At 41.5% G+C, this 23,395-nt stretch carries 21 protein-coding genes; 13 read left to right on the plus strand and 8 right to left on the minus strand.

Going from position 1 to position 23,395, the window contains the following annotated elements:
- Positions 1 to 70: 70 nt before the first annotated feature.
- The 4 genes from ACH0BF_RS06615 to ACH0BF_RS06630 all read right to left on the minus strand — a co-directional run bounded on the left by ACH0BF_RS06615 (position 71) and on the right by ACH0BF_RS06630 (position 4,687).
- Positions 71 to 772 carry an alpha/beta hydrolase gene (locus tag ACH0BF_RS06615; RefSeq protein WP_120036077.1) on the minus strand — a complete coding sequence of 234 codons (702 nt, stop codon included), beginning with the start codon at positions 770 to 772 and terminating at the stop codon, positions 71 to 73.
- Positions 773 to 956: 184 nt separating this feature from the next.
- Positions 957 to 2,333 carry a UDP-N-acetylmuramoyl-tripeptide--D-alanyl-D-alanine ligase gene (locus ACH0BF_RS06620; RefSeq protein WP_120036076.1) on the minus strand — a complete coding sequence of 459 codons (1,377 nt, stop codon included), beginning with the start codon at positions 2,331 to 2,333 and terminating at the stop codon, positions 957 to 959.
- Positions 2,334 to 2,350: 17 nt separating this feature from the next.
- The gene (locus ACH0BF_RS06625) at positions 2,351 to 3,406 is read right to left on the minus strand and encodes a D-alanine--D-alanine ligase (protein ID WP_120036075.1); all 1,056 of its coding nucleotides are present in this window, start codon (positions 3,404 to 3,406) and stop codon (positions 2,351 to 2,353) included.
- A gap of 510 nt (positions 3,407 to 3,916) precedes the next feature.
- Positions 3,917 to 4,687 carry a hypothetical protein gene (locus tag ACH0BF_RS06630; protein ID WP_340851337.1) on the minus strand — a complete coding sequence of 257 codons (771 nt, stop codon included), beginning with the start codon at positions 4,685 to 4,687 and terminating at the stop codon, positions 3,917 to 3,919.
- A gap of 190 nt (positions 4,688 to 4,877) precedes the next feature.
- Here ACH0BF_RS06630 and mgtE point away from each other — a divergent pair, with 190 nt between their 5' ends.
- The 7 genes from mgtE to ACH0BF_RS06665 all read left to right on the plus strand — a co-directional run bounded on the left by mgtE (position 4,878) and on the right by ACH0BF_RS06665 (position 11,350).
- Positions 4,878 to 6,236 (plus strand): magnesium transporter, encoded by a 1,359-nt coding sequence (mgtE, locus tag ACH0BF_RS06635; RefSeq protein ID WP_340851338.1) that lies wholly within the window; start codon positions 4,878 to 4,880, stop codon positions 6,234 to 6,236.
- A gap of 278 nt (positions 6,237 to 6,514) precedes the next feature.
- On the plus strand, positions 6,515 to 6,673 hold the full coding sequence (locus tag ACH0BF_RS06640) for a hypothetical protein (RefSeq protein ID WP_406909112.1): 159 nt from the start codon (positions 6,515 to 6,517) through the stop codon (positions 6,671 to 6,673).
- Positions 6,660 to 8,027, plus strand: coding sequence for a hemolysin family protein (locus tag ACH0BF_RS06645; RefSeq protein ID WP_340851339.1), 1,368 nt, complete (start codon positions 6,660 to 6,662; stop codon positions 8,025 to 8,027). Before ACH0BF_RS06640 ends, ACH0BF_RS06645 begins: the two co-directional genes overlap by 14 nt.
- A gap of 166 nt (positions 8,028 to 8,193) precedes the next feature.
- Positions 8,194 to 8,910, plus strand: coding sequence for a polysaccharide deacetylase family protein (locus tag ACH0BF_RS06650; RefSeq protein ID WP_406909115.1), 717 nt, complete (start codon positions 8,194 to 8,196; stop codon positions 8,908 to 8,910).
- Position 8,911: 1 nt separating this feature from the next.
- Positions 8,912 to 9,508, plus strand: coding sequence for a DedA family protein (locus ACH0BF_RS06655; protein ID WP_120036069.1), 597 nt, complete (start codon positions 8,912 to 8,914; stop codon positions 9,506 to 9,508).
- A gap of 14 nt (positions 9,509 to 9,522) precedes the next feature.
- Positions 9,523 to 10,686: an MGDG synthase family glycosyltransferase gene (locus tag ACH0BF_RS06660; RefSeq protein WP_406909117.1), complete on the plus strand. Its 1,164-nt coding sequence runs from the start codon at positions 9,523 to 9,525 to the stop codon at positions 10,684 to 10,686.
- Between the two features lie 85 nt (positions 10,687 to 10,771).
- Entirely contained in the window at positions 10,772 to 11,350 is a 579-nt protein-coding gene (locus ACH0BF_RS06665) for a YqaA family protein (RefSeq protein WP_340851344.1), read from the plus strand.
- 149 nt (positions 11,351 to 11,499) lie between these two features.
- On the opposite strand, the gene ACH0BF_RS06670 is transcribed toward ACH0BF_RS06665, so the two are convergent.
- Positions 11,500 to 11,643 (minus strand): Lmo0850 family protein, encoded by a 144-nt coding sequence (locus ACH0BF_RS06670; RefSeq protein ID WP_182917074.1) that lies wholly within the window; start codon positions 11,641 to 11,643, stop codon positions 11,500 to 11,502.
- Between the two features lie 178 nt (positions 11,644 to 11,821).
- A complete protein-coding gene (locus ACH0BF_RS06675; RefSeq protein WP_120036066.1) occupies positions 11,822 to 13,210 on the minus strand; it encodes an L-cystine transporter in 1,389 nt (462 codons plus the stop codon).
- 156 nt (positions 13,211 to 13,366) lie between these two features.
- On the opposite strand from ACH0BF_RS06675, the gene cls reads away from it, so the two are divergent.
- Positions 13,367 to 14,821: a cardiolipin synthase gene (cls, locus tag ACH0BF_RS06680; RefSeq protein WP_259455683.1), complete on the plus strand. Its 1,455-nt coding sequence runs from the start codon at positions 13,367 to 13,369 to the stop codon at positions 14,819 to 14,821.
- A 359-nt stretch (positions 14,822 to 15,180) separates the two neighbouring features.
- Here cls and ACH0BF_RS06685 read toward each other — a convergent pair whose 3' ends face one another.
- The gene (locus ACH0BF_RS06685) at positions 15,181 to 16,302 is read right to left on the minus strand and encodes an NAD(P)H-dependent flavin oxidoreductase (RefSeq protein ID WP_406909121.1); all 1,122 of its coding nucleotides are present in this window, start codon (positions 16,300 to 16,302) and stop codon (positions 15,181 to 15,183) included.
- Positions 16,303 to 16,349: 47 nt separating this feature from the next.
- On the opposite strand from ACH0BF_RS06685, the gene ACH0BF_RS06690 reads away from it, so the two are divergent.
- Positions 16,350 to 16,532, plus strand: coding sequence for an SE1832 family protein (locus ACH0BF_RS06690; protein ID WP_120036064.1), 183 nt, complete (start codon positions 16,350 to 16,352; stop codon positions 16,530 to 16,532).
- A 267-nt stretch (positions 16,533 to 16,799) separates the two neighbouring features.
- Positions 16,800 to 18,182 carry an FAD-binding oxidoreductase gene (locus tag ACH0BF_RS06695; protein ID WP_406909123.1) on the plus strand — a complete coding sequence of 461 codons (1,383 nt, stop codon included), beginning with the start codon at positions 16,800 to 16,802 and terminating at the stop codon, positions 18,180 to 18,182.
- Between the two features lie 100 nt (positions 18,183 to 18,282).
- On the opposite strand, the gene ACH0BF_RS06700 is transcribed toward ACH0BF_RS06695, so the two are convergent.
- Positions 18,283 to 19,491, minus strand: a complete 1,209-nt coding sequence (locus ACH0BF_RS06700) for a CdaR family transcriptional regulator (RefSeq protein WP_340851350.1) — start codon at positions 19,489 to 19,491, stop codon at positions 18,283 to 18,285.
- A gap of 161 nt (positions 19,492 to 19,652) precedes the next feature.
- Between ACH0BF_RS06700 and ACH0BF_RS06705 the strand changes: the two genes are divergently transcribed.
- From ACH0BF_RS06705 to ACH0BF_RS06715, 3 genes are read left to right on the plus strand one after another with little or no spacing between them, the layout of a single operon-like run.
- Positions 19,653 to 20,813, plus strand: coding sequence for an NAD(P)/FAD-dependent oxidoreductase (locus ACH0BF_RS06705; protein WP_340851352.1), 1,161 nt, complete (start codon positions 19,653 to 19,655; stop codon positions 20,811 to 20,813).
- Positions 20,814 to 20,844: 31 nt separating this feature from the next.
- Positions 20,845 to 21,810 (plus strand): ornithine cyclodeaminase family protein, encoded by a 966-nt coding sequence (locus ACH0BF_RS06710; RefSeq protein ID WP_340851353.1) that lies wholly within the window; start codon positions 20,845 to 20,847, stop codon positions 21,808 to 21,810.
- A 35-nt stretch (positions 21,811 to 21,845) separates the two neighbouring features.
- A complete protein-coding gene (locus ACH0BF_RS06715; RefSeq protein WP_120036059.1) occupies positions 21,846 to 23,330 on the plus strand; it encodes a sodium/proline symporter in 1,485 nt (494 codons plus the stop codon).
- Positions 23,331 to 23,395: the final 65 nt, after the last annotated feature.

Below are 23,395 nucleotides of genomic sequence, written 5' to 3' on the forward strand. Positions count from 1 at the left end.
TCTTCGTATGAAGAGCAAAAGTTATTGTCATCATATCATTTTTATTGGTTCATTACAACACAATCGATATTTAAATCACTCTACTACTTCCCGTTAAAAATGTAAAGACTTTTTCAAACAACCGCTCCTTTTCTCCCGTATGGCAAATATGGTGTTTCGCATGCGGCACATAGTAAATTTCCTTCTGGTGAGCTGGCAAGCATCTGTAGATATATTCGGCGCTCTTAGGCGGCACAATCCCGTCTGCCAACCCCTGAGCAATGAAGGTTGGCGTCTGAATTCTCGAAAAAAGCGGCCTGCTATAAGCAGCCATTTTTCGGAACTGCCAGGCTGCTGATATAGGCGTGAGCAAAAACTTACTCTTGTAGCGCAAAAACAATTCATTTTCACTCAGCTTACCGTTTCTAGCGTCTTTCCACATTTCCTTCATGTCTTTAAGTAATTGCCCCACATTAATATATTTAGCCGCAGCGCTCAATAATATAAGTTTCTCTACAGGATATTTTTCTGCTAAGTAAGCCGCAATCAATCCACCCATAGAAAATCCAATGACATAGACCGTCTCACACTCGGAAAGCAGGTTTTTCATTTCTCTTTCTGCATGGCCAATCCACTGCTGATAAGTAATTCCTTTTAAAGAAAGAGTCTCTCCGTGACCCGGAAGTGTAGGTACAACGATTTTCCAAGTTGTTTTTTCATGCAAATACTCAGCGAGAGGTTCTACTTCGTAGGGAGCTCCAGTAAAACCGTGAATGCATAAACAACCAATCATCTTCATCATTTCCTTTTCTTAACTATTTTCTTTTATATACGATAGTCATTACCCGTTCCCCTTGCAGTTCAAAAGAAAAACACCAGGGGCTCTACCTGGTGTTGAATTTATACACAAGTCCGGACGCCCGCTTTCATTCAAATGCTTGTCCTGCATTCCGGCTGTGACACAGCTTCCCTTACTGTCAATTACATTCAAGTGCCTCTACTACTTCTTCAAGTCTAACACCGCGAGAAGCTTTAACAACAATTAAATCGCCACTAGCAACAATCGACTTTAGCTTCTCAATGAGCTCGTGTTTGTCGCTGAAAGCGAAGATGCGGTCTTCTCCAAGAGAGTTTTTCGCGCCGGCCGCAATAAATTGACCGAGCCGGCCAAGTGTAAAGAGATAATCAATCGCTTCCCCCTCTACCGTTTGGCCAACTTGATAATGGAATAACTCCTCATCTAGACCTAATTCAAGCATGTCTCCCAGCACAAGAATCTTCCGCTTGAATCCTGGCATCTTTTCAGCCAACTCAATAGCCGCTTTCATAGAAGTCGGGCTGGCATTATAAGCGTCATTAATAATCTTCGTGCCCTTCATGCCATCTTTCATTTCCATCCGCATTTTTGTTAACTCGACAGATGTCAAACCTATTTTCATCTCTTCAAAAGTAAGACCCATTTTGTGGGCTGCCAGCATAGCAGCCATTGCATTTAATACATTGTGTCTGCCGATGATAGGCAGAAAAAATTCCATGTCAGGCGCTTTATTGACCTTAAACCGACTTCCATCCTGAAGGGTCTGAACAGAGAGAGGATACATATCGTTTTCTGCCTCTAGACCAAAGGTTTCCGTCTTTAATTCTGTCTCTTTTAAGGCTTCCTTTAATAGTGGTTCATCTCCATGATAGATTAGTGTACCATCAGCAGCGAGACCATTGATAATTTCTAGTTTTGCTTCAGCAATTGCCTCTCTTGATCCTAAATCCTGCAAATGAGCTTCCCCAATATTAGTAATGATAGCAACGTCTGGAGAAGCGATCTTCGTTAACAGGTCGATTTCACCTTTACTGCTCATCCCCATCTCAATAACAGCCGCTTCTGTATCTTCCTTTAAAGATAAAATAGTTAGCGGAAGACCAATATGGTTATTGAAGTTTCCTTCTGTTTTTTGCACCTTGAATTTTCGAGAAAGCAGGCTTGCTGTCATATCTTTCGTCGTTGTTTTTCCATTGCTACCAGTAATGCCAATGACCTTTACATCCAACTCTTCCCGGTAGGCTTTAGCTAGCTGTTGCAGTGCCTTCAAAGTATCTTCTACAACTAACACCGGCAAATCCTCGGGCGGGTTTGGCCTGTCCTTCTGCCAAAGGGCAGCAGCTGCCCCCTGGTTAATCGCCTGTCTAATATACTGGTGGCCGTCCGTATTTTCCCCTTTAAACGGGACAAACAACTGACCGTTCGTCGCTTTGCGAGAATCGATGGCCACTCCTTGAATAAGATAATCTTTGAATGACTCAAAGTTATTTTCTATTTTTATTATATTTGCTATTTGTTCAATGGTCTTACGCATCATAAAATCAATGTCCACCTTTAAAAAGTATATTTAAGTTGCTGTTTTTCCTCATAGCGTTCTTTTGCAAGATCAATTAATCTTTCGATTAATAGAGGATATTCAACGCCCGCATGCTTCCAAAGCAGAGGGAACATACTAAAAGGAGTAAATCCAGGCATCGTGTTTACTTCATTAATCAGCAGCTCTCCCTTTTCCGTTAAGAAGAAGTCAGCGCGAACAAGCCCCGAGCAATCTAATGCCTGAAAAGCAGTAATAGCCATTCTTTCCATGTTAACTTGTGCCTCTTCAGAAATTTCAGCAGGAATAATTAATGCCGTATTTCCGTCTTCATACTTCGCTTTATAATCATAAAATTCCTTTTTCGGAACAATTTCACCAATGATAGAACATTTCGGGTCTTCATTTCCAAGCAAGCCAATTTCCAATTCTCTTGCTGCGACGCCCTCTTCTACAATAATTTTGCGATCAAACTGGAACGCTTCCTCATAGGCTGCTTCCAATTCCTCTCGATTTGTGCATTTACTAATACCTACGCTTGATCCAAGGTTAGCCGGCTTGACGAAGCATGGGTATCCCAGCTCTTTTTCTGCTTTCTCATAGGCTGCTTCTTTATCTTCCATCCACCCTTTGCGTGTAAGCCACACGTAGTTTACTTGCGGCAAATGAGCCTGAGCAAAGATATTTTTCATAATTACTTTATCCATGCCGGCTGATGAAGCAAGTACGCCATTGCCGACATAAGGAAGATTCATTACCTCAAGCAGCCCTTGGACAGTACCATCTTCGCCATTTGGCCCATGTAAAAGCGGAAAAATGACATCGTATTTTTTGGAAACGAGGCTTTGAGCCACTGTGGACGGCTGGCCATCACTCGCAAACTGCAGCTCGGATACTTGGTTGACGGGACCAGTCAGCTTGTTCCCTTCAATCCAATTTCCCTCTGTTGTAATATAAATAGGATAAATATCAAATTTATTTAGATCAAGTGCGCCAATAACCGCTTTCGCCGTTTGTAAAGACACCTGATGTTCAGCGGATTTTCCCCCATATAATAAACACAGTTTCGTTCTCATATTAGCCCTCCAATAAATAAATGAAAAATTTCATTGTTTCCATTCTATCATGCTTTAAGCAAAGAAAAACTAAAATTCCATGCAACTATCTTCCCGATTTGTTCCGCTTTCTAGTTGCTGCCTACCATGCGCTTGCATCAGTAAAATTTTCCAGCACGCAAAAATTAATCATCAGAATTTTATTTCTATAGTAGCTTCGCTGCTCATTCCCACTCCTCAAGGAACAGTAGGGCTGATTGCACCAATGCGACATGAGACGGACAAGTTGGTGAATTTTGAGCCTATTTGTCAAAGTTTTTATTAATGATTATTATTCTTCCTATTTGATACTTATGCGTTTAATACGCCAGAGCTCATGCTTATCCTTCTACCTGAAAAAACGCTGCTTCTGCAAGCGAGGTTCCACAACAAGGCGGAAGTTTCGCCTTCAATTCCTCTTTATTTTTACACTCCCTCTAAAAAGAAATCCTGAATAAGCCATCCAACGACTGATTCAGGACTTTTCCTTTCTTAAAAATACACACTCCATTCACGAGTCTTTTTATCAAATTCAAAGTGGCCATCTGGCGGCTGTTTGTAACAATTTACATATTCATCAAACATTTCGTCCATATTAATGTAATCTCCTACTACCCATACCGGCACTTCTACCTTTGTTCTGCTTTGCACCGTCTTCGTCAAAGAAATGACCATGCCTTCTTTCATTTTATCTGTAAAAGAAGCAACCATTTCTTTTGGAACAGGCGGAAAAGAATTACCTTTTCGCAAGGCAAAAAAAGACTTCTCGCTGCGAAAGTAGCCGAGCTTGAACGAAATGGCCTGCCCGAGCATAAAATAAAAATCAGGAAGATAACGATAATATGTTTTATTAAACCATTCATCTTCTTCAGAAAGATAAGCATAGCGATTGTTCAATTTACTGTAAAAAGGGACCCGCAAATGATGCTTGCAATGGCCAAGGTAAAGTAGCTCGGCAATCTCTCGACCCTCTAGCTCATTAAGTCCTTCCATATCATCGAAATCCAGCCAGCAGAAGTCGCCGTATTCAGCAATCGGTTCTTTAAGAAGGTTCTTAACTTCTTCTGCGTCCACGTAATTAAACCTCGTATGCATATTAAAACCCGCCTCGCTGTATTCATGCTTCAAAAGCAATAAATGATTCAGCTCTTGAGAAAGGCTCCGAACAAAATCATGAAAATCAATACCATATGAAATTGCATATTGGTGAGCTGTATTTAAGTGAACATAAATAAGCTCTTTCATAGTCCCTTGGCTCTTCAAAGCGATGCCCCCCGATTTTCTCGAAATTACGACGTCTTTTCCGCATCAATATGTTATACTTTCTATTTTAGCAAAAGAAATCAAAAACTCGTATGTTAAAATCTAATAAATATGTGATTCTTTTTTCACTTTCCTTTTCTGTTCGTTTTATAATAGGAAAGAATGATTTTTTCACCAAGGAGGGATGCTTATGCTGACAAATTTAACTGAAGATCAAATGACTCTTCTTATCATAAAAGCGTTAAAAGAAGGAAAAAAGAAGGAGCTCCAAAAACTGCTGGACGAACTGCATCCTTATGATATGGCAGCCATTTATACAAACTTGCCTGAAAAACATCAGACAAGATTTTTGCTTCAGCTCAGCATTCCTATTTTGACGGATATGATCCAGGAACTTGATAATGAAAATCAGCTGGATGTACTGAAAAAAGTAGGAAAAGAGCGATCCCGAAAAGTTCTTGATGACATGGATAACGATGATTTGGCTTCCCTGCTGGACGATATGTCCCCTGAAAAAATTAAACTGTTTTTAGCGGGCATGAAAAAAGAAGAGTCGACTATCATCGAAAGCATGATGGCTTATCCTGCTGAAACTGCCGGCCGGCTCATGACAAACCGGTTCGTGTGGATTAGAGACACTTATACAGTGCGGGAAGCAGTTGATAAATTAAAAACCTTTGCAGAGTTTGCTGAGACAATAAACTATTTGTATGTTATTAATGCTGAAAAAAAGCTTGTCGGTGTCGTTTCCTACCGCGACCTGCTTTTAGCTGACGCCAGTGAAAAGGTAAGTGATGTCATGTATGGACGGGTGATTTCTGTTTCCGTTTACACGGATCAGGAAGAAATTGCTCGTTTAATCGAGCGTTATGACTTTCTGGCTATTCCTGTCGTCAATGACGAGGATGTGCTTGTTGGAATTGTCACGTTTGATGATATTATTGATGTCGTCATTCAGGAAGCGAACGAAGACATTGAAAAGCTTTCTGCCTCTGGTAAAGCGATTGACTTTGACACAAAAGCTTCCACTGCTGCTTTCCGTCGGCTGCCCTGGCTTATTCTACTTCTATTTATCGGCCTTGTGTCCGGAAGCATTATCTCAGGCTTTGAAGACACACTGAAACAAGTAGTGGCCCTTACTTTTTTCATGCCGATGATTTCCGGCATGACCGGTAATACAGGTACTCAATCCCTCGCTGTTGTTGTACGTGGCCTCGCCTCCCGGGACATTGATATGAAGACGGTGATGAGCCTTGTCGCTCGAGAGTTTGGCGTGGGCTTTATTATAGGTATTGTATGTGCTATTTTAATTTTCCTGATCGCCTTTTTTTGGCAAGGGAACGCCATACTGGGAGTGGTTGTCAGCTCTTCCCTACTCTTAACGCTTATTATCGGAACGCTTTCTGGCACAGTGATTCCATTAGTTCTTTACAAGTTGAATATCGATCCGGCTGTAGCGTCCGGGCCGCTTATTACGACAATCAATGATATTTTTTCATTAATTATTTATTTTTCCATCGCCTCATGGTTTCTGCATCAATTAATGTAACAAGTGGACTAACATCTGCCAGTGTATAAATAAAACCTATGCTGGCATTCTCAGGCTGTTTAGAAACAACTTCTTTCAAAGCTTGAAACTCGACAAGAAGCGGAGTGGTTATAAAAACACCTCGCAGACAGGTAAAAAGCAAGCGCTTCTTAACAGTCTGAGGCATATTTTTCTCTCGCCTAGCATATAAAGTAGTATCTTTGATTTGACTGAAAAATCAGTATTTATTATACTATTGATAACTATTTAAGTGCGTTAAGAGGTGATTCGATGGGACAATGAAGGTTCAATATGAGCTCTCCCATAAGCCCGTCTCACTGAAGATGCGGCTCGTTGAAGTGAAAGATTGGCTTTTGCAATCAGGTAACTTTACTCTACAGGAGGTGACTCCTTGTCCGCCCCTCGGCGGACTGAGGAAACTATTTGGACATATTTAACCTGGTGTTCATCGTCATCCTTATAGCTCTAACTGCGTTTTTTGTTATTTCAGAATTTTCCATCGTTAAAGTCCGCAGCTCGCGGATTCATCAATTACTGGAAGAAGGCCATCCAAAAGCACCTGCTGCAAAGCTTGTTATTTCAAGCCTTGATGAATACTTGTCAGCCTGTCAGCTTGGCATTACGATAACAGCCCTTGCACTTGGCTGGATCGGAGAACCGGCTATGGCCGGTGTATTAAAGCCGCTTATGGATCTTCTTCACATCCCTTCCTCTTTGTCTCAGGTAATCATTGTAGGAGCGGCATTTTTCATTATTACTTTTCTTCATGTAGTGGTGGGGGAGCTCGCGCCAAAGACACTGGCTATTCAAAAAGCAGAAGCGCTGACGCTTTTCTTTGCCCGGCCATTGATCATATTTTATAAAGCCATGTACCCTTTTATATGGACGCTTAATGGAACAGCCCGGCTCGTTACCGGTCTGTTCGGCATAAAGCCCGTTTCTGAAAATGAAGTGGCGCATACAGAGGAAGAGCTGCGTCTCATCTTATCGGAAAGCTTAAGAAGCGGTGAAATTAACCCTTCTGAATTTAAATATGTAAATAAAATTTTTGAGTTTGATGACCGGATCGCGAAAGAAGTTATGGTTCCGCGTACAGAAATGGTCACGCTGTCTAAAGAAATGACGATTCAGGAGTTCATTGATGTCGTGCGTGAGGAGCGATTTACACGTTATCCCGTTATTGATGGTGACAAAGATCATGTGATTGGCCTTGTTAATTTTAAAGAGGTGCTGACCGACTATGTTAAGCAAAAGGAACTCGGTCCCGTTTTACTCGAGCAATACGTACGTCCCATTATTCGTGTCATCGATTCCATTCCTATTCATGAATTACTCGTTAAACTGCAAAAAGAGCGAATTCACATGGCTGTATTAATGGACGAATACGGAGGGACATCTGGCCTGGTCACGATTGAAGATATTTTAGAAGAGATCGTTGGAGAGATTCAGGATGAATTTGATACAGACGAGGTGCCGCTCATCCAAAAAATAGCTGATACTCATTATATTATAGACGGCAAAGTACTGATCAATGAGGTAAATACACTTCTTCATCTGGCACTGGAAGACGAGGATATCGATACAATTGGCGGCTGGATTCTTACGGAAAATTACGAAGCCGTTCAAGGGGACATTATTGATTATGAGGGCTATCTTTTCACAATCAAAGCGATGGAAGACCATCAAATTAAATATGTGGAAGTGCGAAAAAAGCCACAGGTACAGCTGGAGGAGCAAACTCTTCCAACTAAACAATCCACCCTTCCCCTAGCAGAATCAAAAGCAATATAGCTGTCTACTTGAACTTGTAGGTATTAAAAGAGAATGAACCGGCTCAACAGCTGGCACATTCTCTTTTCTTTTTATTCTGAAAGTGTTTATCTAGCAGGAGTTTTTTATAAAAGGGCGAATTTATGAAAAGTTGCTCCAACACTTCTTTGTGAGGGAATGATAATAAGTGCTATTACTAACAACTTTGGTCTTGCTTTTCCTTTTTATCTATACGGTCGGAGCTACTGTTTTCATCCGAGTATTTGAAATAGGAATACATAAACGCGGAACAGGAGAAAATATGGTCGCTTTAACTTTCGATGACGGGCCTGATCCTAGGTATACCCCCCTGTTGCTCGATTTATTGGAAAAACATCATGTAAAAGCCACCTTTTTCATTGTGGGTGCTAAAGCCCGTGCCTATCCGGACATTGTCCGAGAGATCAAGAAGAGAGGCCATACGATCGGTATACATAACGACACACACCTATCCAATTGGCTGTTCTCACCCTTGATGTTTAAAAAACAACTAGCAAAGGCACAAGTAACAATTATGGAAATAACAGGAGAACCAACTATGTACTATAGACCACCGTGGGGACATTTTAACTTACTTACATTGCATACAGTCAGACCATTGCAAACCATTATGTGGACTGCTATTCCCGGTGACTGGAAGGAGAGTGTTCAACCTGCTGCACTCGCCGACAAACTAAGAAAAGAGCGAAAGCAAGGCGCTATTATTACACTGCACGATAGCGGTACCACTTTTGGAGCCGATGAACATGCGCCGGCAAACACATTAAAAGCATTGGAAATCTTTCTGGCAGATAAAGATTCAGCTAACTATCGCTTTGTAAATATTCATACTATGTTACAAGCCTTCAAAGGGAGCAAGCTGTAATATGGAATCTCAAATTCTTGATTATCTGTCTCAATATGGATTAATTATTTTGTTTATTGTTGGTTTTTTCGGTATTGTGGGCATTCCGGTTCCTGAAGAAAGCTTATTCGTCTACGTAGGCATTCTGGCGAGACATCAGGGCATTCCGCTGCTCTCAGCCTGGCTGGCCATCTCTGCAGGTGCTTTTTCCGGTATGCTGACAAGCTACCTGCTTGGTCGCAAGGTGGGGAAGCCTTTGCTTGATCGGTATGGGAAGTATTTGGGTATGAGCAAAAAAAGATGGAGGAAAGTCCTTCTTCACTGGGATATGAAGAAATCCTTATTTACCGGGTTCTTTATTCCTGGAATAAGACAATTCAATCCTTATTTTGCTGGAGTAGCGAAGTTTCCCTTGCTTCTGTTTCTCCTCCTTTCTGTTTTGGGCTCACTTATATGGGTATTATCTTATATAATGATTGGGTATGTTGTTAGCTCGTATATAACAGTTAAGCCTATTTACTTAACGATCGCCGGTGCGATTTTTCTTATTGCGTTTTTGATTCAGCTGCTATATAAATGGAGAAAGTCTAAAAACAAAGCTACCAGCACCGAACGCTAAAGGAGTTTTCGCCTATGAAAATTTTATTACTGCCCCTCTTCCGCATGCCTTCTGGACACCATAAAGCGGCTGAGGCCATTATTGGACATTTATCCAATATAGAAGCGGAAATTGAAGTAAAGACGGTTGACTGTTTGAGTCATTTTCATAGCGGCATAGAGGCCATTATTTCAAACACATATTTAAAGTGGATTAGCCGCAAACCAGCGCTGTATAGTAAGTTTTATCATTCTTTTATTTATTCGCACAAGCCAAAAGATGATCTGTCCTCTGGCTCTTCTCTTTGCTTCTGGGACAGCTATCTTGCCTGGCGGATGGAGAAATTCATTGAAAAAGAACAACCAGATTTTATTATCTGCACTCACTGTTATCCCTCTAAGCTTCTGAATCACCTTAAAAAGAGAGGGAAAGTTAACGTTCCCGTCATAAATGTGTATACGGATTTCTTTATGAATGATATATGGGGAAAAAAATATATTGATTTTCATTTTGTTCCGCACCAGGAAGCAAAAGAGAAGCTCATAAAAGTATATTCGTTAAAGCAAGAGCAAATATTTGTAACTGGCATTCCTATACACCCCTTTTTCCAAAAGCCTTCACGCCCCTTGTCGGAAGGCTATGTGTTAATCGCAGGTGGCAATAGCGGGCTCGGCAACTTAACTTCATTAATTGAACAATTATCTGCCTCTGAGCTCCGATACTCTTACAAAGTGCTGTGCGGTCATAACCAAAAACTATATGAGCATATCTGCTCTCTTCACCATAAAAAAATAGAAGCTATTCCTTATACAAGCTGTCGCGAACAAATGAATCTCTATTACGAAAGAGCCTCTGCCATTGTCACGAAACCAGGCGGAGTGACAATTACGGAAGTTCTGGAAAAGTCCCTGCCTGTCTTTATTATGGACACCTTGCCAGGTCAGGAAGAAATTAACTGCCATTACTTGAGAACTCAAAAACTGGTGTATAAGCTCGATATACAGCAGCCGATTGAATCACAGATTACCGATGTTATTAACAATGAGGTAGAGATGAATAAATGGCGCAAGCGGCTTGCCTATTATCATTTAGAAAAAGATGCTGAAATAAAAAACAGCTTACTTGCCGTTTTTAAAAGCAAAGAACGAACCTACGTCTCCTCAGTAAAAGAATCAGCCTGGGATCCATATCTCGGCTGATTTTTTACTGAGCTCTTGCTCGTTCGTCTAAATGAATAATGTTATAATTTTTGTGGTTAATTTAATTAAAGGAGAATTCTTTTACATGTCTGAGTTGATTCATCATCTGGAAGAGTGGCTGCTGGAATATGGATTGTTAGGGTTAATTCTCGTTGCCTTTACGGAATCTTCTTTCTTTCCTATTCCCCCGGATGTCATCTTGCTGCCGTTGGCCCTTGCTGATCCTGACCGTGCCCTCCTTTTCGCGCTATATACAACGATTGCTTCTGTCTTAGGCGCTCTGCTTGGCTGGTTGATTGGACGTAAGCTTGGCCGTCCCATTTTATTAAAATTTGTTTCTGAGGAATTAATCTTAAAAGTAGAAGATCTATTCAAGAGGTATGGTCCTCTTGCCATTTTAATTGCCGGCTTTACACCGATTCCTTATAAGGTGTTTACAATCTTTGCCGGAGTAGCAAAGATTCGTATTAGAGTTCTTCTCATTTGGTCACTCATCGGGCGTGGGCTTCGCTTTTTCCTGGAAGGGCTCATTATTTTCTGGCTTGGTGAGCAAGCTAAGCCATTTATTGAAGAAAACTTTACCATGCTAACTATTGCAGGCGGATTACTGATCGTTATCATTTTCTTTATTTACCACTTTATTCAAAAGAAAAAAACAAGCTAGCTAAGAAATGGCCAAGCAGCCCTTCACTGTTTCTTTGGAACTGTATGTAGGGACAAAAGACATTTCAGATTGCTTATTCATAAAAACAACCCGGCTCGTTCTACACGCAGCCGGGTTGTTTTATATTTCATTATGTACTTCTTTTATTTTCAGGCCTTTACATGATCCACTAAATCTTGATATCTTTTTAAAGAGTTAAACACTTCGATGCGGGATTTGGTTTTTGACACTTTAACACCTAATTGAGCGAGCCGGTCGATCATTTTTAACACTCTTTCATGGTCTTTCCCCAATTTACACACCTCTTTAAAAATTTTTTACTCCTTTTTCTACGAGTTCTATTAAAAATGGTTTCAAAAATTTATTAATTATTTAATTTTAACATTCCCCTTTCTCCGGCAGTTAATCCCTTAAATCTCAAATTTGTTTTACAAAAAAAGCCGGCAATGCCGGCTTTTATCTTCTTCTTTATTAACTGTAAATGGCTTCTTTTTGTTCTTCATTGTAAACAGTCGTATCTAATTCTTTGGTGATACGGCTCGTTACGACCCCTGCTGTCATACTGCCGCTGACATTCACTGCAGTACGTGCCATATCGATTAATGGCTCTACCGAAATAAGTAGACCAGCAAGCGCTACAGGAAGGTTCATTGTTGATAATACCAGGATAGCTGCGAACGTAGCTCCGCCACCAACGCCGGCTACTCCGAATGAACTGATCGCTACCACTGCGATTAATGTCAAAATAAACGTTGGAGAAAGTGGATTAATACCTACTGTTGGTGCAATCATTACAGCAAGCATAGCTGGATATACACCTGCACAGCCATTTTGACCGATTGATAGTCCGAATGAACCAGCAAAGTTTGCAATCCCTTCAGGCACACCTAGTGATGACGTTTGCGCTTTAACATTTAAAGGCAATGTACCTGCGCTTGAGCGGGAAGTAAATGCGAATGACAGAACAGGCAATACTTTCTTCACATAAGTCATTGGATTTAATCCGACGAGAGTTAAAATAAGCAAGTGAATAATAAACATAACAGCCAGCGCTATATAAGAAGCCAAGACGAATTCTCCGAGCTTTGCAATGGCCGTAAAGTTGCTCGTTGCTACCGTCTTTGCCATGATAGCCAAGATTCCATAAGGTGTAATACGTAGCACAAGTGTCACAATACGCATGACAATCGAGTAAATGGCATCAATCATTTTCTTGAAAAATTCAGCTTGTTCCGGTTCTTTTCTTTTAATGCCAAGATAAGCGAATCCCACGAAGGCCGCAAAGATTACAACGGCAATGGTAGAAGTGCTCCGCTGGCCTGTAAAGTCAAGGAACGGATTAGCCGGTATGAGTTCAATAATTTTTTGCGGGAAGGACTGATCTTGAATCTCTGAATACTGTTGCTCAATTTCCATTCCCCGTGCCTGCTCAGTTTCTCCCCCCTGAATTTGGACAGCTTCAAGATGGAATCCGAGAGACGCACTGATCCCAATAGCTGCTGCGATAGCTGTCGTGCCAACAAGCAAACCAATAATCAGCCCAGCAACCTTTCCAAGATTCGTTGTGAGAGTGAGCTTTGTAAAAGCAGAAACAATCGAAATAAATACAAGCGGCATGACTACCATTTGCAATAGTTTGACATAGCCCGTGCCGATAATATTAAACCACTCCGTAGACTGGAGTAATGTTTTTGATTCCAACCCATAAATGAGCTGCAGGATAAAACCAAAGACAATTCCCATTCCTAGAGCGGTAAATACTCGCTTTGAAAACGAGATATGCTTTTTCTGCATCCCATATAAAACACCTGCCAAAACAAGCAGGGCTACTACATTTATAATGATGAAAAATAAGTTCATAGGTACTTTCCTCCTTTTCACTAACGAATAGCCTATATCATCTATTCCTATGTGTCAAGTAGGTTTTTCATTCCTCTTCCTAATTTGACTTATAGAAATATTTATCTTTCCTTGTTAACATAGATCTAAATACTATCGATAAAGCTGGTGGAAACAATGGAAGCACATATGTGGAGCTGGATTGCTTACGCTCTTTTTTTGTTGAACTTTTCTTTTTCTATTGTCGTTATCTTTATGGAAAGACGGGATGCCGCAGCTACCTGGGCGTGGCTGATGGTCTTATTGTTTATTCCTATCCTTGGTTTTATTCTTTACTTAATTTTTGGCCAAAATTTAAGCAGACGGCATTTGTTTGACTGGGATGAAAAAGTGAAAATTGGCATTGAATCAACCATCCAAACTCAAATGCGTGAGATTAAAAATCAATTGTTTCGTTTTCGCAACCCTCATACTGAAGAAAACGAGGACTTAGTCTATATGCTGCTGCGCAATAACGATGCCATTCTAACCGAGGACAACGATGTGAACATTTTCATCGACGGGAAAGATAAGTTTCATTCTCTGCTTCAAGATATCAGACGAGCAAAACACCATATTCATTTGCAGTACTACATTTTTCGTGTGGATGATCTCGGATCAGAAATTGTTCATTTGTTAACAGAAAAGGCAAAGCAAGGCGTCAAAGTAAGGGTTTTATACGATGAAATGGGATCCCGGGGTGTACACAAAAGGCACTTCAAAGAATTGATAGAAGCTGGCGGCATCGTTGAAATCTTTTTCCCTTCAAAAATCCCTTTTATTAATTTGCGCCTCAACTATCGCAATCATCGTAAACTTGCGATTATTGATGGGAACATTGGCTATGTCGGCGGATTCAATATTGGCGATGAGTACTTAGGACTTAATCCAAAATTCGGCTACTGGAGGGATACCCATTTACGGATTGAAGGGACAGCTGTCCATTCAATTCAAACTCGATTTATCTTGGATTGGAACCAGGCCTCGGATCGCCATGACATCCATTACTCAGATACTTACTTTCCAAACAGCCCTTCTAATAATGATGTGTCCATGCAAATTGTGACAAGCGGGCCGGATTCAGAATGGGAACAAATAAAAAACGGATATATCAAAATGATTTCGTCAGCACGGGAGTCCGTTTACATTCAAACACCTTATTTCATTCCTGATGCAAGCCTGCTGGACGCCTTACGGATTGCTGCCCTTTCAGGTGTAGATGTTCGAATCATGATACCAAACAAGCCTGATCATTTGTTTGTGTACTGGGCTACCTATTCTTATATCGGCGAGCTAATAAAAGCCGGGGCTAGAACATACATTTATGATGCCGGCTTCATTCATGCAAAAACAATTGTTGTTGACAAAAAACTAAGTTCCGTCGGGACAGCCAATATTGATGTACGCAGCTTCCGTTTAAATTTTGAAGTGAATGCTTTTATTTACCACCATGAGACAGGACGAAAACTAGCAGAGATATTTGAAAAAGATATGGAACTTTGCTTTGAGCTCACTCCAGAGCTTTATAAAAACCGAACAACAATGATTAAATTTAAAGAATCCATTTCCAGGCTGCTATCTCCAATTTTATAAGACAAAACGAAAGAGAGCAGAGGCTCTCTTTCGTTTTGTCTTTCTTTTTGAAAAAAAGGATGCAATTCCCATATAAAAAAATAAGTCAAGGCCCAATCCAAAAAAAATGTGACAAATTAGTTAAAAAAGTTTTGAAATTTTGTGAAAATGGTTATATAATAAACCTACAAACTTTTAACGGGGTGATATATATGGATCAAGTAATCACACAAAAATTAAACAAACAAGGATTAATCTTTGTCGCTATTCATTCCCTATTCTTTTTAAATCTAGCTTTTGACTTTGTGCAATTTTATTAAATATATAAATAAAAAATCAGCCGTTTATGGGCTGATTTTTTATTTGTTTTCTTATCATGATTATTGTGGTTCTGTTAGAGAGCCTCTTCTTATATTCTGTACTGTCCGGTTAGCTGCTAATAAAGAGGCGTCCATTTCGTCTACTAGACTCTCAACCAATTCATTGACAGTCTGCTGTTTGCTCAATCTTGTCCCCTGACCTGACCAGAGAGATAAATATTCTTTGTTATTTTGTTTTCCCGCCTGTTTTCTTATAGGTTGTGTCAATGTGTTTTGCAGTGGATACGGCAAAAACACTTCTTCATGCTGCTGCATTTCCTTTATAAATCGATTGGAAATGCCGCGGGCTGTTTTCCCAGAAAAAGCTCTTGTCAATACCGCATCATTTTCCTTCGCTGATAGAATAGCCTCTTTATGGAGTGGATGGGCACCGCTTTCTGCTGTAACTAGAAACGCTGTGCCAAGCTGCACAGCTGAAGCACCAAGACAAAGGGCAGCTGCAATTCCTTTTCCATTCATGATCCCACCTGCTGCAATAACGGGAATGCGCACTTCCTGAGCAGCCTGTGGCAGCAACGCCATTAAACCAATCAAGCTCTCAGGTGACTGAAACGTCCCCCTATGTCCACCTGCTTCACTCCCCTGGATTACAACAGCATCCATCCCTTCCTTTTCGCAAGCAAGGGCTTCATCCACTGTTGTCGCTGTGCCGACCGTAATGATCCCGTTTTCCTTTAATTTCTCTATTGCTCTTTTCGGCGGCAGCCCGAAAGTAAATGAACATACTTTTACCTTTTCTTGCAAAACAACAGCAAGTTGCTCATCAAAAGCAGGAGGGCTAAAGGAGATGCTGTCTACGTCTTCTGCTATACCAAGCTGCTCGCGAAACGGAGAAAGCAGCTGATGGACTGCTGTTACTTGCTCATGGGTTGTCTTTACTTGCTCGGGCACAAACAAGTTAACGCCAAAAGGAGCATTTGTCAGTCTTTTTACACGCTGGATAAATTCTTCTGTTTGCTCTCCCGATAAATAACCAGCACCAACATTGCCAAGCACACCGGCATTTGAAGCAGCTGCTGTTAACTCTGGTGTGGATACTCCTGCCATCGGCGCTTGCCACACCGGCAGTTTTAGATTTAATCCAAACATCATTATCCTCCATTCTTTAAAGTTGCCATCCATTCTTTCTCTCCCTTAATATATAAGAAAATAATAAAGGAGAAAAAAGAATGACAAAATCTGAAATTGAATCAAAAATCGCTGAACTGAAAATGGACTACATTCGGATCCAAGGAGACATTGAAAAACTTGAGTCTACAGGAAACGGTGTATCGAAAGCCGAAGAACAGCTCATACGCATAGAGAAGGAACTGCAAGAGCTTAATGAAGAGCTTGCCACTCTCTCCAAATAGACTTCTCCAGCAAATTTAATAAGCTATCTTCTGCCTTCAACCGTCCGCTGAACCGGACGGTTTTTTTGCAATGGGCAAGCTAGAAGTCCCCTTTATTGAAAATAAACCATCTCCGTACTTCTGAAGCTTCACTACGCACTGATACACTCCATACCTCTTCCTCACTGGCAATTATAGACAATCTTTAGTATACAGCAATTACCTCGTATGCTATCATTCAAATGAATGAATATTTAAAAAAATCATTTCCATGAAAGTGGTGAAAGGATGAATTTCGTTGAAAAATTAACCGGCCTACTTGGCCCGGAAAAAGTAACAGTCAATGAAACGATATTAGAGCATCACAGCAAGGATGAGTCCCATTTTGAGCCTGTCCTGCCTGATGTTGTCGTATTTCCCGCCTCCACAGACGACGTACAAAAGATCATTCAGTTTGCTAAAGAATATAAGGCTCCCGTCGTTCCTTTCGGAAGCGGCTCGGGCCTTGAAGGGCATGCTATTCCTGTGCACCAAGGAATATCTGTCGACTTTACCCAAATGAACAAAATTATTGAGCTGCGGCCAGAAGATTTAATTGTCAAAGTACAGCCTGGCGTGACAAGACTGCAATTGAATCAAGAACTAAATAAACATGGCCTCTTTTTCCCGGTTGATCCCGGGGCGGATGCGACGATAGGCGGCATGGCTGCTACGAATGCAAGCGGTACTCAGGCCGTGCGCTACGGGGTGATGAGAGACCAGATTCTCGACCTCGAAGTCATTCTGGCAGACGGTCGGCTCATTCATACCGGCTCACTCGCTAAAAAATCTTCTTCCGGCTATCATTTGAACAGTTTGTTTGCTGGCTCGGAAGGAACACTCGGATTATTTACCGAGATTACATTAAAGCTTCATGGCATTCCCGAATCGATTATGGCGGCTAGAGCTTGCTTTCCTACTGTAAAACAATGTGTAGAGGCAGCGGTTTCTATACTCACTGCTGGCATTCCGATTGCCCGCATGGAGCTTGTTGATGATCGCTCTATTGCTCAAGTGAATGCTTTTAGCGGAACAGACTTTCCTGAAGAACCGTCTTTGTTTTTGGAGTTTCACGGAAACGAGGCTGGAAATGAAGCAGACACCCAATTCGTTCAGGAATTGTTAGAGGAACACCAATGTTACACATTTGTTTTTGAAAAGGACAGCTTAAAAAGAGCACAGCTTTGGAAAGCCCGGCATGACTTATCCTACGCTTTCCGTCACAGCAACCCTAAGCTGCAAACCATTAATACCGATGTATGTGTACCGATATCGAAGCTGCCGGAAATGGTCGATTATGCCCGTGCACGCATTGAAGCATACGGGATGGACGGGGCTGTTCTTGGACACATTGGTGATGGAAACTTCCATACTCTTACCTTATTTGATCCACAAGACCTTGAGCAAACTCGTAAAATTGAACGGCTAAATAGCGAAATTGTTTCGTTTGCTCTATCGCTCGGCGGAACGTGCACAGGGGAACATGGCGTCGGCCTCGGCAAGATTAAGTATCAAAGGCAAGAACATGGCGAAGCGCTTAACGTGATGACCGGTATTAAGAACCTGCTGGATCCTGATAATATCTTAAACCCTGGAAAAATGCTTCCTGCCACAACAGAAGTTACACTATAAATTTGAGACTGCTCCGCGGCCTGCGGAACAGTTTTTTTATAGTCCCACCTTTCAGTGTCTCTTTAACATTTTTTAAAACACTCTCATAAAAGCGAAGGCATTACTTCGCAGGCAAAGGCTGCCTGCTGTCTCGATCTCCATTTTTCTTCAGGGATATGTACAAAAGCATACATTGTTCAAAAGATTGTGTGTCCATAAAAAGAATTTCATTCAATTGGTTCAAGCGGTATAAGAGAGTATTGCGATGAACAAATAACTTCCTGGCCGCCCGGCTGACATTCAATCCCTGTTCACAGTAGACAAGGAACGTTTCTGCCAATATCGAAGCATTGGGATGAGATAATAACTTTTCAACATAATCACCCAAAGTTTCGGTGAAAGCCGGGTTAATTTCTTGAATGAGAGTATTTAATAAAATGTTCCAGTCATCGAACGCATACACCCCCGACAAGCTCTTTTTATATTTTTTTCCTGTTAATAATGTTTGTAAAGCCTGCTGGTAAGAGCGGCTGACCCCTGCGAAGCCCGTGTAACTCTTCCCGTAAGCAATAGATACATGTCCAGGAATGTGGTGGGCTTGAAGAAACCTTTTTAAAGCTTTTAATGCTTGCTCACACTGACGCCTTGTTTTCGAAGGGTCATAGCCATCCATATACTTTAGGACCATCCATTGCCCCCGATTAATCGGGCTAATAATATCCTCAGAGTGGTCTTCAAAATAATTGCTAATAATTTGAAATAAATCATATTCCGAGATTCTGATTGCTTTTATCTCCTCTGTTGCTGCATGCAAAGCGGCTATGTCAATAAGAATACACATGCGGGGACGGTCAAAATGGAAGCCTGACATTTCGCAGTAATTGTGAAGGGCCTCTTCGTTATCCCACTCCTTAAAGTGGATGAGATGCTGGATAAAGATTTCGGTAGTTTTCATTTGCAAATAAAATGTCTCTGTTCGAAAAGACTCTTGCAGAAGCATTTCTATATGTGTCCGGACGAATTCTACGTATCTCCCTACCTCATCCGGTTCTCCGATAATGCCAAGAACCCCAATAATTTGCTGCTGAAAGCGTATCGGCGTCGCTACGCCCGGCAATACATTTTCTCTGCCTGCTATGTTTTCCTTCGTAAAAATAACCGATCGCCCCGCCCTTGTTACCTCCTCTGTAACAACATGATGAGAACCTAGCCTTTCTAAATTACTGCAGCCAATGATTGTTCCCTTTGCGTCAGTAATACTCATCGATACTTCTAAGACAGCTGACGTTTTTTCTACAATCGATTGGGCAATTTGTTCAAAAAATTTCATGTCTTCACCTCAATAGTTAGCTATCCTCACGAAACTATTTTGAATATTCGGATTAATTTTCTCTTTTATTTTATCAAATTTTTGTATAAATTGCACATTGAATGAAAGCGCTTTCTAAATATAATGGTAAATAATTCAAACAATACACAGGAGGTTCTTAGATGAAAAAAGCAGATATTGTTATCGTAGGCGGCGGGGTTATGGGATCAAGCACAGCTTATTCTTTGCGTAAAATTGGTTTTGAGGGAACGATCGTCGTGTTTGAAAAAGACCCAATTTATGAGTTTTCCTCCACTCCTCGGAGCGCAGGTGGTATCCGGCAATTATTTACAACGGCCATCAATGTAAAACTGAGCCGTTATAGCCTGCAAAAATATCAATCTTTCTCCAAAGACATGTCCATTGATGGAGAACCGGCTAAAATCGACTTCCAGCAACGAGGCTACTTATTTCTAGCAAAAAAAGAAATGGTGCCGGCGATTGAGTGCCAAAGAAAACTGCAAAACGAGCTTGGGGTGCCTTCTCAATTTCTTTCTCCTGCCGAGCTTCACTCGATTATACCTGAACTGGAAGTGAGCGACCTGGCGGGCGGACTGTATTGTTCCGAAGACGGTTACTTGGATGCCTACTCAGTCATGCAGGCATATAAGAAAAACGCACAAAAGCTTGGCGTCGACTATATTTCTAAAGAGGTAGATACTTTTTTAACGGAGAATCATCGAATAACAGGGGTCCGTTTACTGGACGGAGAAGAATTTAATGCACCTATAGTGATTAATTGTGCTGGTGCCTGGGGAGCTCTTCTTAGTGATAAAATCGGACTTTCTCTGCCTGTTGTCCCTTTAAAGAGACAAATATTCCAGTTCCATCCTTCCGTTCCACTTGAAAAGCCATTGCCATTAACAATTGACCCAACCGGTGTTTACTTCCGTCATGAAGGAGATCGTATTATCACTGGCTATTCAGAAGACGTGAAGCCGGGGATTGATTTTTCTTGGAAACGCTCCTACTTTGAAGAGCTTTGGCCAGTGTTAGCTCATCGTGTTCCCAACTTTGAAGAGGCCAAGCTTGAGTCCGGATGGGCAGGTCTGTATGACTTTAACACCGAAGATCAAAACGCCATTATTGGAGAGCATCCAACAATGAAGGGCTATTATCTCTCTCTCGGCTTTAGCGGGCACGGAATGCAGCAAGCTCCCGGGGTTGGTCTTGGATTAGCTGAACTGATTTATAAAGGAAAATACGAAACGCTCGATCTTACTCCTTTGCGCGTAGAAAGATTTGCTGAAAATGATTTGGTATTGGAACACGCTATTGTTTAATTAATCTATTTTTTATAAAGGGGGGAGTAATTTGCTAATACTGGATCAAAAAAGCATGCAACAGGCTGTTGAAATGGCAGACATAATCGAGGCAGTGGAGATCGCCTATAAGCTTTACGACAAAGAACAATTTCAGATGGATGCAAGAACGCACATTGCCTATGAAGACAATACTCTGTTGCTTATGCCCTGTTATGCCCGCCAATCATTCGGCACAAAAATCGTCAGTGTTTTTCCAGACAACCAATCCCGCCCCGTTGTCCAAGGAACGATGATGTTAATTGATGGCATGGATGGGCAAACAAAAGCTTTACTAAATGGCACTTATTTAACCGGGCTGCGTACAGGAGCCTTAGGAGGATTAGCCGCTCGCTATTTAGCTCCGGCTCATGCTGCCTCTGTCGGATTGATCGGTACCGGTGTGCAAGGCTTTTATCAATTATTAGCTATATGCTTAGAACGTAACATTCAAAACATTTACTTATTTAACCGCACACCTGAAAAAGCTGCCAACTTTTCTCGAAAAATTCAATCCTACTTGTCTCCGCGCATAACTATTCACATCGAAAATGATCTTAGCCAAGTGATCAGCCGGTCAGATATCCTAGTGACTGCCACCACGTCCAGTACACCTGTCCTGCCGGATGAATCTTCTTTATATAACAGCAAGCTGATTATCGCTATCGGGTCTTTCCAACCACATATGCGCGAGCTTCCCGAACAGCTCTTTAAACAAGCTGATTCTCTCTTTATCGATACACTTGATGCTATCCAAGAATCAGGAGATGTGATGGATCCGTTGAGAGCAGGCTGGTTCACCCAGTCGCAAATTATCCCTTTCTCCAGCGTGGTTTCTGGTAAACACAACCTACAGTTAAATGCACCAAAACCGCTGATCTTTAAATCAACTGGCATGGCCTTATTTGATTTGATTGCTGCCTCTGCCATCTATGAAAAAGCTGTCCAACAGGGAATTGGGATGGACGTAGAGTTATAAAAAGCTGTGAAAAACTCTGAAAGGGATGATAAAACATGCAAACGATCATAATGGTTGAATTCATTCTTTATTGCTTATTAATGCTTGGCGCTGGTTACCTATTCAGCCGAAGGGAAATGGATCACGCTTCCTTCCTTCTCGGCGGCAAACAGCTTCCTGGTTGGGCGCTTGCTTTCTCAGAAAGGGCAACCGGTGAATCAGCATGGCTCCTCCTCGGTTATACTGGCTTTGTCTTTTCTACCGGACTCTCTGGTATATGGGTAGCTGTCGGCATCTCTTTAGGAATTGTTTTCTCTTGGTTATTTTTAGCGAAGCGATTTATGGACGAAGCCGAAGAGCATAAAATTATGACATTACCCGGCTATTTAGCGAAACGATTCGGTAGCCAGGGAAAGATCATCCTGTGGATGTCTACTATTTTAATTATCAGCTTTATGATGTTTTATTTCGGCGCTCAAATTGCTGGTGCCGGAAAAACCTTGTTTACTGTTTTTAAAATTGATCCCACTGTAGGAGCTCTTCTTAGTCTTGTTATCGTTATTGTCCTCTCTTATCTTGGCGGGTTTACATCTGTTGTCTGGACAGATATGATTCAAAGCTTAATGATGCTTGTCACTCTCGTCGTCCTGCCAATTGTTGCCCTTTTTCATATTCATGCCGCAGACCTTTCTATTAGTGCGGCACTTGCCACCTCCGGTCCTACGATGGATTCATGGACAGGTGGAGCAGTTGGATTTGCCCTCGGCCTCCTTCTATTCAATAATTTCGCCTGGTTTTTTGGCTTTCTAGGCGGCCAGCCACAGCTCAGCGCTCGCTTTATGGCATTGAAAAATGATAAAGAAGCAAAAACAGCCAGCCGTGTCGCTATCATTTGGACCCTTCTTGCTTATGGCGGGGCCTTTATGATTGGTCTGACCGCTCTCACGTTATACCAAGGGCAAGAGTTTGCTGATGTTGAAACGATTTTGCCTTTTATGGTGCTAGACTTGCTTCCAGCATGGATGGCCGGTATTTTACTTTCAGGAATTTTGGCAGCCATTATTTCTACTGCTGACTCCCAACTGCTTGTCATTACAAGCTCAGTCAGTGAAGACATCGTCAATAACGCACTAGGCAAAAAGATGACAGAAAAACAGCTGGTAACTGTATCAAGATTAACCATCATCGGAGCTGGCCTACTAGGATTGCTCATTGCATTAACATCTAAATCTCTTGTATATCTTGTCGTTAGCTGGGCCTGGGCTGGCGTTGGTTGTACCCTCTCTCCAGCTATCATTCTCACGTTCTTCTGGAAGCGTTATTCCGGTATCGGGGTCATCGCTACGATTCTTGCCGGATTTATCAGCACAGTCGTGTGGATTTCCACTCCACTTGAGGCAATCATCTCTTCCCGCTTTACTACCTTTTTCATCGCTGCCTTCTTTGGCATCATTTTCAGCCTGCTGTTCCCGGCGAAAGAAAGTGTCGGCATTATAAAAAATAAAAAAGAGAGCGATATATCAACAAAAAGCATTGGATAGCCAGACCGCGTTCTGCATCAATCCAGATAATTAAAAAGCTGTATCCAAGCCGGTTACTTATCGAC

It is taken from the genome of Pseudobacillus sp. 179-B 2D1 NHS (assembly GCF_045370945.1).
Classification (GTDB): Bacteria; Bacillota; Bacilli; order Bacillales; family Domibacillaceae; genus Pseudobacillus.

Bases quoted from the DNA above. Each gene is read 5' to 3' on its own strand.
- ACH0BF_RS06640 (WP_406909112.1), top strand. From the start codon at position 6,515: ATGAAGGTTCAATATGAGCTCTCCCATAAGCCCGTCTCACTGAAGATG.
- ACH0BF_RS06625 (WP_120036075.1), bottom strand. From the start codon at position 3,406: ATGAGAACGAAACTGTGTTTATTATATGGGGGAAAATCCGCTGAACAT.
- ACH0BF_RS06705 (WP_340851352.1), top strand. From the start codon at position 19,653: ATGAAAAAAGCAGATATTGTTATCGTAGGCGGCGGGGTTATGGGATCA.
- ACH0BF_RS06675 (WP_120036066.1), bottom strand. From the start codon at position 13,210: ATGAACTTATTTTTCATCATTATAAATGTAGTAGCCCTGCTTGTTTTG.
- ACH0BF_RS06690 (WP_120036064.1), top strand. From the start codon at position 16,350: ATGACAAAATCTGAAATTGAATCAAAAATCGCTGAACTGAAAATGGAC.
- cls (WP_259455683.1), top strand. From the start codon at position 13,367: ATGGAAGCACATATGTGGAGCTGGATTGCTTACGCTCTTTTTTTGTTG.
- ACH0BF_RS06660 (WP_406909117.1), top strand. From the start codon at position 9,523: ATGAAAATTTTATTACTGCCCCTCTTCCGCATGCCTTCTGGACACCAT.
- ACH0BF_RS06665 (WP_340851344.1), top strand. From the start codon at position 10,772: ATGTCTGAGTTGATTCATCATCTGGAAGAGTGGCTGCTGGAATATGGA.
- ACH0BF_RS06715 (WP_120036059.1), top strand. From the start codon at position 21,846: ATGCAAACGATCATAATGGTTGAATTCATTCTTTATTGCTTATTAATG.
- ACH0BF_RS06615 (WP_120036077.1), bottom strand. From the start codon at position 772: ATGATTGGTTGTTTATGCATTCACGGTTTTACTGGAGCTCCCTACGAA.
- ACH0BF_RS06685 (WP_406909121.1), bottom strand. From the start codon at position 16,302: ATGGATGGCAACTTTAAAGAATGGAGGATAATGATGTTTGGATTAAAT.
- ACH0BF_RS06695 (WP_406909123.1), top strand. From the start codon at position 16,800: ATGAATTTCGTTGAAAAATTAACCGGCCTACTTGGCCCGGAAAAAGTA.
- ACH0BF_RS06655 (WP_120036069.1), top strand. From the start codon at position 8,912: ATGGAATCTCAAATTCTTGATTATCTGTCTCAATATGGATTAATTATT.
- mgtE (WP_340851338.1), top strand. From the start codon at position 4,878: ATGCTGACAAATTTAACTGAAGATCAAATGACTCTTCTTATCATAAAA.
- ACH0BF_RS06620 (WP_120036076.1), bottom strand. From the start codon at position 2,333: ATGATGCGTAAGACCATTGAACAAATAGCAAATATAATAAAAATAGAA.
- ACH0BF_RS06700 (WP_340851350.1), bottom strand. From the start codon at position 19,491: ATGAAATTTTTTGAACAAATTGCCCAATCGATTGTAGAAAAAACGTCA.